Genomic DNA, 16,716 nt, shown 5'->3' on the forward strand with positions numbered 1-16,716 from the left:
GTATCGTTGAATGTCTTCCCGTCCTGCATCACCACCCCGCACATCTCACGCCATTGGCGCAGGTTAACCAGGTTGACGTTCATCCCGCCCATCCTTATATCCCCGTAAGTGGGTTTATACAACCGTACAAGCAATTTCAACAGGGTGGACTTCCCGCTGCCACTTCCGCCGACAATGGCCGTTATCTTGTTTTCGGGTATCGTGAGGAAAACGTTCCGTAAGACCGGGGGGCTGTTCACGGTGTACTGGAAATGGACGTTTTGCAGCGTGATCGTCTTGTCGTCGGGAAGGATTGTCGTGTTTGTACCGATAGTCAACAGTTCGTCCTCGTCTTCCAGCTGGCGGATCTCGTTGATGCGCAGGAAACTGATCCTGGCGTATTGTCCCGACACGATGAAGTTGATAAACTGGATCAGGGGACCGTTCAGCATGCCGATGATGAATTGCGTGGAGATCATCACCCCGAACGTGATTTCCCCGTTGATTACCGCGACGGCACAGAAGAACACGATACCCATGTTCTTTATGCTTTCGATGAACTGCGCTCCCAGGTTCTGGGCATTGGTGACGGTCAACACCCTCTTGTTGACATGGTATAGCCGCGCCTGTATCTCCTCCCATTTCCACCGGCGGTATTTCTCGTAATTGTAGATCTTGATGTCCTGTATGGCCGATACCGTCTCCACCCAGTAGCTCTGGTTCCTGGAAACCAGTTCGAAGTATTCCCAGTCCAGTTTCTTGCGGATGCCCAGGAACAGCAATACCCATATGACATATAGTATGGAGCCGGCAAGGAATATATAGAAAATAACGGCGTTGTATACCAGCAGGATTATGGCGAAAAGGACGAACGTGAAGGCCGAAAAGACAAGCGCCAGGGAATTGTTCATGATGAAATTACGGATACGCTCATGGTCCTGCGCCCGTTGCAGGATATCCCCCAGCAGCTTGTTCTCGAAGAAGGTGACCGGCAGCTTCATCAGCTTTATCAGGTAGTCGGATATCAGGGCAATGTTCACGCGCGATGTGATGTGCATCAGTATCCAGTCCCGCAGCACATTGAAGACCATCACGCTGAGCAGGATGGAGATGTTGCCGACAAGCACCATGTTGATGAAGTTCATGTCGGAGGTCTTGATGCCCACGTCGATCACCGCCTTGGAGATAAACGGCAGTACTCCCTGCAACAGGGTTACCACCAGCATGATGATAAAGACAAGTGAAAAATTGTTCTTGTAGGGCAGGAAATATTTCAGGATGCTGGAGAAACTGTTTTTCCGCTGTTCCCTCTGGGCTTTCGAGTCCTTGAAATCCGCTGCCGGTTCCACGGCAAGCAGTACCCCCTGTTTTTCATCTTTCGGGTAATACCCATAATCCGATGCAACAACTCTGCATCCTCTGCTTGTGATTTATTGATAAACGGAATGATCCTTAAATCAGAATCAGAGTCATTCAAGTCAGGATTGCATCCTATAATCGTAAGCGTACAATTGAAATTTCTTTTTTTCAACAGATTGAATGTTTCAACAGCTTTATCCCCTCCTTTCCTTTTCCAATCTTTCCCAATAAATAACAAATTACAATACTCTACATGTGAAGTTTGGATATCTCTCACCCTAGGTTCTTTCATTATATTTGCGCCAAATTCCACAACCTCTATTTTGGAAGGATCTGCTCCATAATGGGTTATTGCATTTTCCTTTGCCCACTGGGAACTGTAAATAATGCAGTCAGTATTTAAAATAGCCCTTTTCTCAATGTCATCCAATAACCGGATAGTTTTGTCATGAGTAATTCCCCATGATTCCCTGATCAGGTCAAACGTGGTATCTCCTATATACACAATCGGTATATTCACACACAAATGGGCTATAAAAAAACAATCTCGGGCAATAATCATATCAAACTTGTTGTGTTTGTGTAAAGTGTCCAATATCATTTCTGCAAACAACTGAGAATATAGTTCCGGAATAAAGGGTTTATGAATCTCATTCTCTTTGTAATGTTTTTGCCTTGTTTTTTCCAAAATATCACCGCCGATCCATTCCACCTCATGCATTTGCTGTAACGATCGGAAAATATAGTACAAAGTCCCCGACCAATAGTTGATATTATTAGGGTTGAGACTGGAGAGAAAAGCAATTTTCATTCGGATTAGCTATTTATTTTAAAAAATTATGCTATGATGTATGGATATGTCCTTATTATATTGATATATAGAGTATCCGTGAATTTATTTTTCTGTACGAATACTCTCAATTTTATACTCACCGTCATGAGCTATCAATGTAACAACAATGGCCGTCACTAACTTTCCTTGTTTGTAACTTATCTGAAAAGTATTTTCATTCAAAGGTATATATGTCATGGAAGGAAGCCACAAACAGTCAAAATCAAAACTATCAATCAATAGGTCATAATTTAATAAACCATCTAATAATTTGTATTCATTTACTGCCTCTTCGAACTGTCCCAAGGCATTGGGAGTGAGATATGCGGTACGCAGCGCCTCAAGTCGCGCGAGCAGACCTTCTGTCATACTATAATACAGGGATGTATAGGTAGCATAAAAGGTCTCCAGCGTTGATTCGGGTGAACTGTTATCTATGGGCTGTTGGGGTATGTCTGCACATAACAGTGTATCCCCGTACAGGGAACCATTCCATTCAGGCGTAATATAATCGATCATATAACGCCCGTCAACGAGAGTTATTTTTAAGGGGATATTCGTGTTACTCCCCTCATCATTCTTATTCCATTTATAATTGACCATATACCAATTGTTTCCCATGAATTTCACATTTAACGTCTCAAATGCAGTCTCGTTGAAATCCTGGGCACGAATAATTGGATCAGCTCCTGTCATTGAACCCACTCTATCGATTTTCTCTATCAGTCTTTTAGTCAAATATTTTTTCATAATCACTTCTGCGTCCTGATGTGTACCGTATAAATGATTTACTGTATAGCTTCTATAAAAATCTTCAACTACACGGATAGCCTCTTGTCCGGGAACCGTATCCTGAATTATAACTGTCGTTCCTATTCTATATACTGTTTGACTATTCTGTACAACGGCAGAGAAAAGGGATGAACAAGACAAGAATAATAAAAATATTATTTTTTGTTTCATAGTTTATCTTATTTATGGATTATACCGAAGAACAATATAATCAGGGTTATTTCTATATGCTGATCCTCCAAACATATCAGTTTGTACGCATTTATAGTCTTCGGCATGCTCATAATATTCATATCTTAAAGCATGCTTTTTTGTAAAATCATGACGCATAATGGATGTGGAATTAACGATCAGGTTATTCTTTAAAAGATGGAGCAATGGCGATTTCAATATGCCGGATATGGTTCTTGAAACAGTTCCTTTCGAAACACCTTTTCCAAACGGAGACATCCAGGCGCTACACACGGTAATATCTGGCTCCTCCTCCATTATTGTCTGTTGTATCTTAAGCCGGTCGATATGCATGATATCATCGGCATCCATGCGGGCAATATATTTCCCTTTTGCAGTATCTATCCCGATGTTCAATGATCCGATAAAATCATGTTTGTTTTCAATTACTTTTATCCGTTTGTCTTTAAAAGACCGGATAACGGAAAGGGTATTATCGGTGGACCCGTCATCCACAATGATATATTCAAAATCAGAAAACGATTGTTTCAATGTGCTTTCTATCGTTTCTGCGATATATTTTCCGGCATTGTATGCCGCCATTACTACAGATATTTCAGGCATATCCGGTTCCTCCTGTCATTTTTTGATATACTTCTACTGTTTGTTTTATCATGCGCTCCAATGTAAATTTGTTTTCGTATAATTGCCTCGCATTCTGTCCTAATTGTATTCTCAGCGATCTATCCTCAATCAGCGCAATAATTTTTTCCGACATTTGTTGAGTGTTAACTGAAAGCCCTCTGATCGTTGAAAAACAGGTGTCCACTTTCAAGGCGTTCAGATTATCGGTAAACATTTCATCCAACCCGTCAACGGCTGTCGTTATAACGGGAAGTCCGAACATGGCCATCTCGATAGCCACATAACTCGACTGCTCTTGCAGCGAAGCGATAATTCCCGCGTCACTCCGGGCATAGTACTCCTTTAATTTATCGAAAGGAATTCTGCCCAGTATATTCAGGGATAAATCTTTGTTTCCTGCCTTAATATTTTCAGCCTGAAGTGGAGAGACTTTTCCGGCTATCGCCAGTGAAACCATATAACCTCTTTGCTGCACTTTCCGCATTGCATCCAGAATATATTTCAATCCTTTACTTGGAGACAAAACACCTACATAAAGTAATTGAAAAATCCGGCTGTTTCTATTTTCCGTTCTTTCGCTTTTTTCCCTAAAGTCGCCCATCCCATTGGGGATTACGGATATTTTATCGCTGGGGATAGCTATTGAATTTTTCAGAAAATCCTTTGCACAGTGCGTTACACAAATAATACGGTTGGCATCGGTATAAGATTGGATCTCGCTATGGTTCGTGACAAATTTGTCCTTATCTGCAACTTGCTCCTTTTTTATATATATAAGATTAAACAATTCGTTGAACTTTTGAATATTGCTGTTATACAGCCCTTTCCATGGAATACAATGCAAATGTGTTATTATCTTACATCCTGTTTTCGTTCTGATAAAAATGGCTAAATCTATTAAATTGAGTGTATGGATATGTATAATGATATCTTTCTTGTTTTCGAACAAATACCTGATGATCCGGTAAACCTGTTCATTGTATTTGTTTATCCAGAATTTTTGTGCAATAATTTCGTTGAATTGTTGCGGCAGAGGGATTGTGATTTTGGTGTAAGACGGTGTTTGTTCCTTGGAATGAAATAGAATGAATGGATCATGCCTCAAATGGATCCAATAAACACGGATGAACGGACAGTCCCGTAATCCTTTCAGCAATGTTCCCATATAACGGTCGACTCCAGACGTGTTACCGGCATGGGACATATCCATCAAAAACAGGTTTATCGGTTCCATCTATTTTATGGCTTACAAAAATGGTATACGCTTCCGCTTTACTTTATCTGCATTACGATATATCCAATAGAGCAGGAAACGGGCGATCCCCGATTGGTATCCTGCGACAAAACAATCCGTCCCGGTAGCAGACAATACATTCCTTTCCAGAACAGACTGCGGAATACCGTCGAAAAGATCCTTCTCTAACAGTTTTATCTGTTCCTTATATAAATCCTCATCCTGCCGCAACAAGTAAAGTAAATCGACCCGTTGCGCAAGCGACATGGTCTCGGAATATAGGTTTTCCAGGGCAAAAATCCGGTTTCTCCCCGCCACTTCTTTTAATCGGATATCGATCTTGCTCGTAGCTATATTTTCTAAATAATATCCTATTGTAAAATTTGATACCACTTTGTTTTGGGTAAAAAGCCGCATATATATATCTGACGCATCGGATGAGAATGGGAAGTTCCGGCAAACAGCGGCTGCCTTCAAATACGTTTCAAAGAAAGCGACATATTCTGTTTTCAAATAGATTTTTTGTTTTTTATCGATGGTAGAAGCATATTCCTCTAATAACCGTAAGGCCGTATCAGCAAGAAAAGTAAGCAACGAGGCTGTGTGTTGGTACTTCCCGTCGTAAGAAAGTAATGAATCCAAAAAGAAAATGACTTTAATATTATGCCTGACAAATTTTTCTTTATCGGTTTCCGTTGTTTTTAATCTTTTAATGTATCCTTCTATTTTCCTTTGCTGAGAGTCGAACAGGTCTTCAAAATCAGCTTCGACAAATTTGTTCTGTATCAGGTAGAGTAATACGTATCCGATTCCGGAGAGTCCATTTTCAAACCCGATATCTTCGTTTTTGGTCAACAAGGATTCCTGCAGTAATTCAAATGCTTGTTCTTCAATGTATTCGTCTTGTAAAAACCGGGCTATTTCAAAAAAACACAAAGAGATGCCTGCTTTTCCATTGTATAAGCCGGACGAATTGACCGAATAAGCGTTTAATAGCAGATAATCAATCAATTTCGATATGTTTGTCCCAGCAAGCATAATCGAAAAATTCAAGAGTTACAAATATTTTTGCAATATCAATAAAAAAAATTAGATGTAGCACAGATTAAAGTTAATATTACATAAGTTAAGTTCCACAAGTTTTTAATGAAGAATAGTTCGGTATTTTTTTCAAAGGGCTGCTTATAACTGATTGATTATTAATTATTAATATAAAACAACCTTTTAAAATTACACGCTTTAATTATCTGATTAAATGATATTTATATGATAATTCACCAAACTATTCAATGAAGAAATAATTAACCGGGAGCTGGTAATTGAATCTGTCAATATGTTTGTTATATTTCCCTCTCCAATAACTTTTTGCCTGCCGCATTGATCACTTCGAGGGTAAGCCTGTCTCTCTTTTTCTCGAGTACCATCACGGTGCCGTTAGGCTCTCTGTTACCTCCGCCGATGATGACAGGGAAGTTGTTCCCCGCTTCACCCTTTTCTATTACCCGGTAGCGGTGTGTGTGGGCGTTGAGGGAAATATTGAACGGCGCATTCTCCAGTACAGGGATCCAGAGGTCGGAACAGGGGGAGAAGCTGCCGGGTTCGACCCCGAAAACAGGGATATGATGGATCAGGATCCGCTTGTTTGCTTCCATAAATTCTTTGGATTGCAGTTCCTCTTTCAGGAATTCAGCCTGGTCGACCCGATGCTGGGTGAAATCATTCATATCGTAATATACCGGATGGTCGTCGGGCTTGTCTTCCCCGCAGTCGAGAAGGACAAAACGTGTATCACCCATGGAAAAAGCGCTGTATGAGCGCCCGCCCATTCTCCCCAGGTAATCCCACAGGTGCAGCGAATATTCGCCCCGGGTTTCGTGGTTCCCCCTGATAAATATGGAGGGTATCTCGTCGCTTTTGATCCGGGGTGTGTAGGTAAGCAGCCTGTCCAGAATATCACTCTCCTTCTCCACATCATCAAAGCAGTCGCCATTAAAGATGACCAGGTCATATGGCTTATCCTCCACCAAAGAGTGTAGTTTATTGAACATCGCCATATTGCTATGGATATCGTTGTATACGATTACCCGGAAGTCTCTCATATCGTCGCTCCAGGTAGTGAACGATTTGATAGCCGACCGGACCGTATCGCCGAACGTCTTGCGGTAACTGGAATAGCGGGTTATTTCCTGGGAAACCACCCTGTAATAGTAGCGTGTGCCGGGTTGCAGGCCGGTCAGGCGTATGCGGTTGATCTTGTTGTTCGCCACCATCACGCCTTCTATAAAAGCGCGCGCCCGCTTCATGTTGGCCGGATCGGTACCGTATTCGACCCAGCTTCGCGCCGGTACATTGGTCAGCCACATCACGGTCATTTCATCGGTGCCGGGATTTTGCAGGTAAGGGATAGTACGCATCACCTTTGATGCAGGAGTGCTTAGGGGCTTCAGTCGGATATCCGCGAACAGGGGCCTGTGATCTGACGCTACTCGCTCATCGATCACTTCAGCCCTGTGTCTTTCGTAAGTTTTCCCCTTGCCGGTGTATCCCATTATATAGTCGATTGTTGCCCGTGGGTTGACGGATGGGGATGTGTACTTGTTGGTATCGGAAAGGATCTGCCACTCATTTTTCAGGAACTTAATAGGAGCGGAGTTGGGTTTGGCATTCAGGTCTCCCATCAGGAATACCGGTTTGTCGTATGCTTTTACGGCTTCAGTAATGATTTTTACCGATTGAAGTCTTTCTTCGTTGGTGAGCGACAGGTGGGTATTGACCACCACATACTTGTCGAGTTCCACAATCAGCGCAGTACGGGCTTCCTGGGCGCCGGGCAGGGCGATCTTCTTTACCGCCACCGGTTTCTCCCGGGTCAGGATTCCGTTGCCGTACTTACCCCCGTCGTGCAGGATGGAATAGCCGAAGGTGGGATGCATGCCGGTCTGCTCCGAAAGCAGTTGCATGATATCGATATTACCGCTTCTGACCGCCACACTGTCTATTTCCTGCAATCCCACTACTTCCGGATTGATTTCAATGATCAGTTTCCCTATCCGTTCAATATCTATTTTCCCATCCATCCCTTCGCCGTGATGGATATTGTAACTCATGAGGCGGTGTGTATTTTCCCGCTGGGGAAAAGTTTGCGCCCCGGCATGGAACAGCACGAGGCAGAAGATCGATAAGAGTATTTTCTTCATTGGATTGTACATTATTTTTAGAGTAAAGAGTAAAGAACAAAGACTTTTATAAACTAAAAACTAAAAATTACTAATTGTCAAATCAGGAAATCAATAAATTAGCCCGTTAGCCCATTGACACATTGGCATATTGGCATATTGGCACATTATTCACATTAGTTTTGGTGTTCGATATATTCTTTGAGGAATTGATCGTTCAGTGCATCGCTGTCGCCGTAGTATACCCGTAATTCTTCCAGCTTTTTGTGAAGCGTTTTCCGTACGTCGGCATAAGCCGGATCATCGTAGATATTCCTCATTTCCATAAGGTCTGTTTCCAGGTCGTACATCTCCCATTCGTCGATGTCGTAATAAAAATGCATCAGCTTGTACCGGTCGGTAGCCACCCCGTAGTGCCTCTTTACCATATGTACCGCGGGGAATTCGTAATAGGTATAATACACGGCATCGCGCCATTTTTTGGTTTTCCCTGCCACCAGCCTGCGGAACGATTCCCCCTGCATCTCTTCAGGTATCTGAATGCCTGCATAATCGAGGAAGGTAGGTGCAAAATCGAGGTTCTGTACCAACGCATCTATCACGGTTCCTGCTTTTATCTCTTTGGGATAGCGGATCAGCAATGGCGTCCTGAATGATTCTTCATACATGAACCGCTTGTCGAACCATCCGTGCTCACCAAGGTAAAATCCCTGGTCGGAAGTATAGACCACGATGGTGTTCTCCGCCAGTCCGGCTTCTTCCAGGTAGTCAAGCAATTCTCCTACACCGTCGTCCACCGATTTGATAGTGCGCAGGTAATCCTTGATATAGCGGTTATATTTCCACAAGGCAATCTCCTTGTCTGTGAGGTCATGGTACTCCGCTTTGAACTCCTCGTTTTCGCTTGTGTAAGCGGCCAGCCAGTCCTCCCGCTGCTTTGGGGTGAACCTGTTGAGTTCGCGGTGAAATCCGGTGCTATCGCCATAAGGATCCACGATCATCTTAAAATCATGCCCCCATTGTGCATGGCCGTGGACTTGCATTTCCTGTTCCTTAGCAGCTCTTCCACGACCTTTATAATCGTCAAAGAAGTTTGCGGGCGGGTCAAAGGTGACATCGTCATAGAGGTTCAGGTATTTGGGTGCTGGTTGCCAGTTACGGTGGGGTGCTTTCTGGTGATACAGCACACAGAACGGCTTATTGGGATCGCGTTTGTTTTTGAGCCAGTCAAGGGTGGTTTCGGTAATAATTTCAGTGCAATACCCCTCTTTGCGTACCCTTTCTCCGTTGACCAGGAAATCGGGGTTGTAATATTGCCCCTGTCCGGGCAGTACCATGGAGAAGTCAAACCCTTGCGGTATGCCATCGAGGTGTATCTTCCCTATCATGGCTGTCTGGTAACCGTTAGCCTGCATCAGTTTGGGGAAGTTGGGCTGGTTCCAGTCGAAAGGGGTTACATTGTCGACCTTTCCATTCACAAAACTGTGTTTACCAGTAAGTAAAACCGCCCTACTGGGTGCGCTGATGGAGTTGGTGACCGTCGACCGGGTAAACAGGGCCCCTTCCTCTGCCAGCCTGTCGATGTTGGGTGTTTCGTTCAGACCGTAACCATAGGCGCTGATAGCCTGGTAGGCATGATCATCACTCATGATATAAATAATGTTTGGAAGCTGGGGCTCTTTTTCCTGATTCTGGCAGGCACCCAGTAATGCCATGGAGCCGAGACCGGCCCATTTCGCCGGGACAACCAAGTTATGTATCTTCATTGCTTGTATATTTAGAAATTCAAATACTTTAGACATTTTGAGTCGCCTCCGCTCCTCGATTTCCAATTGAGTCGCCTCCGCTCCTCGATTTCCAATTCTCGCAATGGCATAATGCAAACAAGTTTGACTTCGTCTTCTTCCTTCGCACCTCGCCAAAATCCAAACAAGTTTGTTTTTTGGTCTCGGTTTGTCGTCAGTTGCCATCTGCTCATATTGCTTAACGAAAATGTTCACATCCTATTATTTAGGAACTCTGCCGGGTTCCCTGCGGTTTTCACCCTCATTTCCCGTGAGATCGTCACCCAGGTCCCGCCGGGCTTCACCGGCAATTTGTCCGAGCTTCTCCACAATATCGGGATAAGATTCACTTACATCGTACCGCTCACCCGGATCGCGTCGCAGGTCGTAGAGGGCGCCGGGGAACGGGAAGCCCTCCTTCACTTTACCCGGCTTCCCATCGTTACCCGGTTGGGATTCTTCGTAACTCCTTCCCGGATGTGGGAAAACCAGCTTCCAGTCTCCATGTCTGACCGCTTCCAGGCTGTTCCGGCGGTAGTAATAGTAGAAAGTCTCTCTGGGTTTGGCCTTTACATCCCCCTTGAGTATAGGCAGGAGACTGACTCCGTCGATGATGCTTTCGGATAGCGGGGCATCCGCAATCTCCGCCAGGGTGGGAAGAATATCGATCCCGGAAGCGAGGCTGTTGGAAATACCTCCTTCGGGGATGACACCTCTCCACATCATGATACATGGAACACGCTGTCCTCCCTCGAATGTAGTCCCTTTCCCTTCGCGGTAACCGCCGGTGTTTCCCGCGTGATTACCGTAATTGATCCAGGGGCCGTTATCAGAAGTGAAGATTACAAGTGTGTTCTTATCCAGGCCGGTCTCCTCCAGCGTTTTTATAATTTCTCCCACGCTCCAGTCGATCTCCATCATCACGTCGCCGTAGAGTCCCTGACGGGATTTTCCTTTGAATCGATCTGAGACATAGAGTGGTACGTGCGGCATTGGATGGGCCAGATAGATGAAAAAAGGTTTGTCCTGATTTCTTTTGATAAAATCCACGGTTCGATGGGTGAAGTCGGTGGTAAACGGTGCCTGATCATCGGGCAAAACCGCCGGATTGACGATGTTTTCATTCTCAAAGAGGGGCAGGTCGGGATAGGTGCCTGTCGGGTGTAGTGGCCACATGTCATTGGAGTAGGGGATACCGTAAAACTCATCGAATCCGTGATGGGTGGGGAGGAATTGAGGCTGTACTCCCAAATGCCATTTGCCGTAGGCTGCGGTAATATATCCTTTCTTTTTAAGGATTTCGGCAATGGTTTCTTCATTGTCTGATATTCCGACTTCTGAAGTGGGGCCTAACGCTCCGGCAAATCCGATACGGTTCGGGTAGCACCCTGTGAGCAGGCCGGCGCGGGAGGCGCTCGATACCGCCTGTGGTGAATAATAATGGGTGAAAAACAGGCCTTCATTGGCCATTTTGTCGATATGGGGTGTGCTGTACCCTGTGGCCCCGGTAAGCGACAGATCACCATATCCCATATCATCGAGATGAATCAGGATCACATTGGGTAACTCCTTACCTGCTTTCTCTGACTGTTGGGACGGGGAACAAGCGACAGTGGCCGCAAGAGCCGTACCCCACATTCCCAGTCTCATTTTTGATTTTCTTTCCATCTTGCTATGTCATCAATAAAATACCTGTTTCATGGAACGACCGACCCAAACCTGTGGTTGGTCTAAATGAAAAATACCGGCAATAGTGGGTGCGACATCAAACTGCATCATGCTCTCCTGAAACCCGCCCCCTTGTTGAATACCCTTACCGGCAATAATAAACGGTGTTTCCATCTCCATCATCGATATACCCCCGTGGCCTTTCTCTATACCGCCATGGTCCGAAGTAACAATGATTATGCTATTGTCGTACATGCCAGCCTCTTTCATGGCGTGAATTATTTCACCGATCTGATCATCCAGCTCTTTCAGCTTGGCATAATAGCCGGGAGTATCGTGCCCGTCTCCATGACCGGTATCATCGGGACTGTCATAGATAAAAGCTGCCAGGGTCGGTTTTTTTTCTTTAATATATTTTACTGCAGCTCCGGTGAGTGCTGTATTAAGTTTGTTATCATTGGGAACGTGCCGGTAGTAATTCAGGGAAAGCGTATCTACCAGGTATTTTATCCCATCCCACTCATAGATTGCTCCGATTTCCGCTTCGGGGGCAGTTTCTTTCAGCATATTAAAAATATTGGGAAACATGCCGTTCCGGTTTAATTCACGGGAAGGAAGATCGGGTGTTTGGGATCCCCATGTGGTGTATCCGTGTAACTCTGGTCCCGCTCCCATAAACATGGAGGCCCAGTTTACCGCACTAGAAGAAGGGAGTACTGTCCGTTTTTGTAATGTGTAACAGCCTTCTTTCATCAGTTGTTTTACATTAGGCATGTCTGCTTTCTCTACGCTGTAGCTGCCCCAACCATCCAGGCCGATGAAAACTACATGTTCGGCTTTCCACTCCGGTTTGCCATCTACACGTGTGTTTGACCCGCATCCTGTCAGTGAAAAAAAATAGAGTAACAGAAGAACACTAATTGTCAGGTTCGTTTTTTTCATATGATTAAAATATTTATTTTCATACGACTAATTTATAGGCAATAACCATTTGACTCGCGGTTTGAGTGGTCCGCTGAAACTATCTGCAGCTATTTTCTTATTTCCCGGCAAGGTAAGCAATAAAACTGACTCCGGCACTCACTTCGAAACAAAAATTGAATCTTACATAGCAGTGGGTTGACTAGTACAATTTTCCCGGGGTAATGATATTTTATTTTCATTCCAATAGTTTTTTGAATAACCAGTTGTTTTTCTGTTCCTGTTGCTCGGGGAAAGTCCAGTGCTGGGTTTCCGGAAAAAGATGTAATTCTTTGGGTGCGGGAATAACATTATAGGCAGCATGCATCGATGTGGGAGGGCATACATTGTCGTTATATCCCCAGCTATACCATCCGGGTACCTTGACAAAGCGGGCAAAATTCACCACATCGTAATATTTTGAGTTTTCTACTTTTTCCGGTTTGTTGGTGAAATCGTCGAGGAACATATGAGGCCACCCTCCGGCCCGGCCGTTTAAATAGCCGGTCAGATCGCACAGAGCCGGGTAAAAGGCTGCCAGGTAATCGATACGGCTATCCAGTGCGGCCGTGATAATGGAAAGGGCTCCGCCCTGACTTCCGCCTGTTACTGCGATATCCCGGCCGTTGAAACAGTCGATCGACTCAATAAAGTCTACAGCCCTCACACAGCCGAGATAAACGCGTTTGTAGTAATAATTGTCTTTGTCGTCCAGATTGGCAATCTGGTAGCCATTGAGCGCACCGGTACCCAAATTGTCGTAGACGATTTGGTCAAGATTCACCGGAATGCCGTGAATACCGATCTGGAAGGTGATAATTCCTTTTTCAGCACTCCATATATCGCCATAGTAGGGACGGATACCTGCACCCGGGACATGCAGTATCGCCGGATATTTCCCTTCGGCTTTGGGTTTGCATAAGATGCCGTAAATTTTTCCTTTGATATTGTCGATGCTCACATGGTACACATCCACTTTGTCGGTACATCGCTCCGGTAACCGTGTCAATACCGGTTTCACCGGTATTTTGGCCAGGTCGCTTTTGGCTTCTTCCCAGAACTGTTCGAAGTCGGGTGGCAGTGTGGTGGTCGGCTCAATCTGTTCGGGAGAGAATCCGGCGGTAGCGTAGGAGGAGTAGGTTTTTCCATCTACCTCTACTGAAGCGTGGCACTGTAAAAAACCAGGCTCAGTGAACCGTTGGGTTTTTACCGTGGCTACTCCTTTTTTGAGTGTAACGGTTTTCTCTTCCCAGGCATCCATCTTTTCGGGATTGATACGGTATTTCACATCGATCCCCTCCAGCGGAACATTGTTTTTCAGTACCATAATCTGAAATTGGGCCTGCTCACCTTTTGCGTAAGTCCAATCGGATTTATCCGGTGTCACGATCACCTGCACCAGTTGCCTGGCAGGTTGTGCAATACCTTGTAAGAAAGCAGATAAGATTAATAAACAGAGTAGAAATAGTCGATTCCTTATTGTAGATATATTTTAAATATTGATGTATTCAATCGTTTATCTTTCTGTGCTCTTGGGAGATGCCCTATCTCGTCATATAAAGGTGCTCTCTTAGGTACGATTGAAGCCTTTGGATTCATATACGATCATTCTCCGTTATTTCCCAGCAAGATAAGCAAAAAAAACGATTTTTTCAGTCGTTTCGAAAGAACAATTGAATGTAAACCTCCTATTACAGAATAAACGAAATCCGAAGAACAGGGGGAAGATAGTTGAAATGACATAGCATATATTTTGAATAAAGAGCATCAAAAGGAATCGCAACTCTTTATAATTTTTCCAAATCACCTTTAGAACTAGCCCTATAGGAAAATGGTCTTTTTTCTGTTAAGGCAATATGTGTAATTTTTTCCCAATGTTTAATTATCAACTTTACCATTTCCCAATAATTAAATCCCGATTTTGATGGTGGTCGAAAAAAAAACATACCTAATCTATATTCCTCACATAGCGTTTTTTGGATTTTTTTCCTTTGTATATTGTAATCTTGTGTAATGATACAGGCCTCTTTTACGCCTGCTCGAGGAATCCATTCTTCATCTTTTGCTCCTCTTCCAAAATCGTCTGTTAATGAACGCACATCAATGGCTTCTCTCAATTTTGCGTTAAGAGGTGTTTGAAGAACATTAAGTCCTTCAGCTAAGACATGTGGCATATTTTCATCGATGTATATTATCATGCTGCAGATTTACAGAAGTCTATGGCATCTCTAACCGATTTTTCGTCAATGTCATACAAAGATGCTATAAATTCAACGGATTCACCTCCTTTATAAAGATTATATAATGATTGAGGTAAAATATTTGTTTTGTTGATAACCGGTTGACCCAGTTGATGTTCAGGATCTAAGACGATACTACTTTTTTTACCCCTTGGCCAAAATTTGGATACCAAAAAATCTTCATTGAATTCAAGACTTTTAAAAAAGACGTCAATAAAATCTAAATTAAACTGTTTAGTGCCATCTAAAGGTAAATAAGAGCCATGGAAATTAAAATATATTCTGTATCCATCAGTTTTGATGTTTTCGATAATATTTTTTTTTGCAAATGGATATTTAGTGTGAAACATTTGGGATAATTCCACATGAGCATCTAGAACTTTTCTTGTTCGTACGCCTGATTCACCCATAAGATATAAAATGTAAAATTCAATCAAAGCATGAAAGTTAATGGTCTTTATAGATGCAATATTAACAGAATACAATTCATTTATATCGGAAGCCAAGATACCGTCCCAATATTTATTAACCCATGTGTGTACTTTCTGATATGGCAATTTCAATATCTTAGAGACATCTGAGATAGTATATATACCACTGCTTATGTAAAGGTTATTCTTGAAAGCCATCGGTTTTTATATTTTATTGCAAATCTATATAAAAAAGAGCATGTTTCAACCAATTAAATGATAAAAAACAATATTTTGTTCTATTTATAAAGATTAGATTTACGCTAAGGCATAACGTTTAATTTAATTCGTCTGTATGGTAAAATCAGGTGAAATAGTTTCCCTATAATCCATTCATTCCATCCCGATTCAAAAACCCTGGCGAGAAGTTCATAATGGAGGGTATAGAATTCGGGTTTTTCGAAAGGCTCCCTGTTTTCGGGATGGTTCTCATACACAGCCTGAAACAATAAGTCTGGATCTTATCGTCACCCGTACAGTTCGGTTGTACGGGTTCGCTGGAAATGTAAGGAATAAAGCCGGATATGTTCTTAATATAAACTTTTATTTACAAGTTCATTCAATAGCATGGCTATTTTATCGGTTACAACCTCTGCATATCTGCTACCTTTTTCAACACTGGATTTCTCAGGATTTCCCACCCCGGTGTCAATAGATGATTTTGCCCAATCACGAGGTACCCACCCCACTTTATTATTCAGAGATTCAATGTTGAAGGGTTTGCTTTCTCCGTTTCCGGCACTCATAAGATTGACCAATTCCGGACGATAATGTATCATAACCGATGTTTCCAACTCTCCTGCGTGATCATCGATGCTTTCCTCAAAATAGCCTTGCCGGGGTTCGATGGCAAACCATTCACAAATTACTATCAGCATTTTGGGATAATCAACAGATAGATCCCGCACCATAGATTTAAAATTATTTCCTCCATGTCCGCTTATAATTATGAGGACATGAATGTTTTGAAGATTGAGGGATTCTACAATATCGGCCAATATGTTTTTTTGAGTTTCATAACGTGCATGAATGCAGAAGGGAAGCTCTCTTTGTCCCGGATTTTGAGATCCTAAAGGGATGGCCGGCAATACCATCCCTTGTACGCCATATTCAGACCATGCCTTGTCCACGGCGTTTACGGCAATGTCATGGGCCAGATAACAATCCGTAAGATAGGGCAGGTGATAATTATGTGGCTCTGTCGAGCCCCATGGCAAAACGGCAAAGGAATACGGTATTCCCCTGGTTTCACCATAGGATTCAATCGACAGGTCTATTGGTCTATGATTGCTCATCATCTGAATCATTTTAAACCGAAGCGACACGTTTCTTGTATTCGGCAAGACAAGCATCCAGACGCTCATGGGCAGTAGTGTCCCCCGGCACATTGTGCGAGGGATGGATGA

General features: G+C 43.4%; 13 protein-coding genes and 1 pseudogene. All 14 read right to left on the reverse strand.

Translation table 11 applies throughout. The annotated features are described in order from the left end of the window. Nucleotides 1–1,370 (reverse strand): annotated as a pseudogene (locus Q0502_RS13420) (ABC transporter transmembrane domain-containing protein); the annotation flags it as partial. After that, the gene (locus Q0502_RS13425; RefSeq protein ID WP_298651564.1) at nt 1,253–2,149 is read right to left on the reverse strand and encodes a glycosyltransferase; all 897 of its coding nucleotides are present in this window, start codon (nt 2,147–2,149) and stop codon (nt 1,253–1,255) included. The pseudogene Q0502_RS13420 and the gene Q0502_RS13425, both read right to left, overlap by 118 nt. Before the next feature lie 84 nt (nt 2,150–2,233). After that, the gene (locus tag Q0502_RS13430) at nt 2,234–3,133 is read right to left on the reverse strand and encodes a DUF3828 domain-containing protein (RefSeq protein ID WP_298651567.1); all 900 of its coding nucleotides are present in this window, start codon (nt 3,131–3,133) and stop codon (nt 2,234–2,236) included. Nucleotides 3,134–3,145: 12 nt separating this feature from the next. Next, nucleotides 3,146–3,757: a glycosyltransferase family 2 protein gene (locus Q0502_RS13435; protein WP_298651570.1), complete on the reverse strand. Its 612-nt coding sequence runs from the start codon at nt 3,755–3,757 to the stop codon at nt 3,146–3,148. Next, nucleotides 3,750–5,012, reverse strand: coding sequence for a glycosyltransferase family 4 protein (locus Q0502_RS13440; RefSeq protein ID WP_298651573.1), 1,263 nt, complete (start codon nt 5,010–5,012; stop codon nt 3,750–3,752). The genes Q0502_RS13435 and Q0502_RS13440 overlap by 8 nt, the downstream gene beginning before the upstream one ends. 12 nt (nt 5,013–5,024) lie before the next feature. Further along, entirely contained in the window at nt 5,025–6,023 is a 999-nt protein-coding gene (locus tag Q0502_RS13445) for a lanthionine synthetase LanC family protein (protein ID WP_298651575.1), read from the reverse strand. A 329-nt stretch (nt 6,024–6,352) separates the two neighbouring features. Next, a complete protein-coding gene (locus Q0502_RS13450) occupies nt 6,353–8,209 on the reverse strand; it encodes an endonuclease/exonuclease/phosphatase family protein (RefSeq protein WP_298651578.1) in 1,857 nt (618 codons plus the stop codon). Nucleotides 8,210–8,364: 155 nt separating this feature from the next. Beyond that, nucleotides 8,365–9,954: a sulfatase gene (locus Q0502_RS13455; protein ID WP_298651581.1), complete on the reverse strand. Its 1,590-nt coding sequence runs from the start codon at nt 9,952–9,954 to the stop codon at nt 8,365–8,367. Between the two features lie 240 nt (nt 9,955–10,194). Beyond that, nucleotides 10,195–11,640 carry a sulfatase gene (locus Q0502_RS13460; protein WP_298651584.1) on the reverse strand — a complete coding sequence of 482 codons (1,446 nt, stop codon included), beginning with the start codon at nt 11,638–11,640 and terminating at the stop codon, nt 10,195–10,197. A 12-nt stretch (nt 11,641–11,652) separates the two neighbouring features. After that, nucleotides 11,653–12,582, reverse strand: coding sequence for an alkaline phosphatase (locus Q0502_RS13465; RefSeq protein WP_298651587.1), 930 nt, complete (start codon nt 12,580–12,582; stop codon nt 11,653–11,655). 217 nt (nt 12,583–12,799) lie between these two features. Then, nucleotides 12,800–13,987, reverse strand: a complete 1,188-nt coding sequence (locus Q0502_RS13470) for an acetylxylan esterase (RefSeq protein WP_366521803.1) — start codon at nt 13,985–13,987, stop codon at nt 12,800–12,802. 400 nt (nt 13,988–14,387) lie between these two features. Next, nucleotides 14,388–14,798, reverse strand: a complete 411-nt coding sequence (locus tag Q0502_RS13475) for a hypothetical protein (protein ID WP_298651590.1) — start codon at nt 14,796–14,798, stop codon at nt 14,388–14,390. After that, entirely contained in the window at nt 14,795–15,469 is a 675-nt protein-coding gene (locus Q0502_RS13480; protein ID WP_298651593.1) for a DUF433 domain-containing protein, read from the reverse strand. Before Q0502_RS13480 ends, Q0502_RS13475 begins: the two co-directional genes overlap by 4 nt. 371 nt (nt 15,470–15,840) lie before the next feature. Next, a complete protein-coding gene (locus Q0502_RS13485; protein WP_298651596.1) occupies nt 15,841–16,608 on the reverse strand; it encodes a creatininase family protein in 768 nt (255 codons plus the stop codon). Nucleotides 16,609–16,716 lie beyond the last annotated feature (108 nt).

This window comes from uncultured Proteiniphilum sp., from assembly GCF_937873925.1.
Classification (GTDB): domain Bacteria; phylum Bacteroidota; class Bacteroidia; order Bacteroidales; family Dysgonomonadaceae; genus Proteiniphilum.

Coding starts and splice junctions, on each gene's coding strand:
- Q0502_RS13425 (WP_298651564.1), bottom strand. CDS start 2,149: ATGAAAATTGCTTTTCTCTCCAGTCTCAACCCTAATAATATCAACTAT.
- Q0502_RS13430 (WP_298651567.1), bottom strand. CDS start 3,133: ATGAAACAAAAAATAATATTTTTATTATTCTTGTCTTGTTCATCCCTT.
- Q0502_RS13435 (WP_298651570.1), bottom strand. CDS start 3,757: ATGCCTGAAATATCTGTAGTAATGGCGGCATACAATGCCGGAAAATAT.
- Q0502_RS13440 (WP_298651573.1), bottom strand. CDS start 5,012: ATGGAACCGATAAACCTGTTTTTGATGGATATGTCCCATGCCGGTAAC.
- Q0502_RS13450 (WP_298651578.1), bottom strand. CDS start 8,209: ATGAAGAAAATACTCTTATCGATCTTCTGCCTCGTGCTGTTCCATGCC.
- Q0502_RS13455 (WP_298651581.1), bottom strand. CDS start 9,954: ATGAAGATACATAACTTGGTTGTCCCGGCGAAATGGGCCGGTCTCGGC.
- Q0502_RS13460 (WP_298651584.1), bottom strand. CDS start 11,640: ATGGAAAGAAAATCAAAAATGAGACTGGGAATGTGGGGTACGGCTCTT.
- Q0502_RS13465 (WP_298651587.1), bottom strand. CDS start 12,582: ATGAAAAAAACGAACCTGACAATTAGTGTTCTTCTGTTACTCTATTTT.
- Q0502_RS13475 (WP_298651590.1), bottom strand. CDS start 14,798: ATGATAATATACATCGATGAAAATATGCCACATGTCTTAGCTGAAGGA.
- Q0502_RS13480 (WP_298651593.1), bottom strand. CDS start 15,469: ATGGCTTTCAAGAATAACCTTTACATAAGCAGTGGTATATATACTATC.
- Q0502_RS13485 (WP_298651596.1), bottom strand. CDS start 16,608: ATGATGAGCAATCATAGACCAATAGACCTGTCGATTGAATCCTATGGT.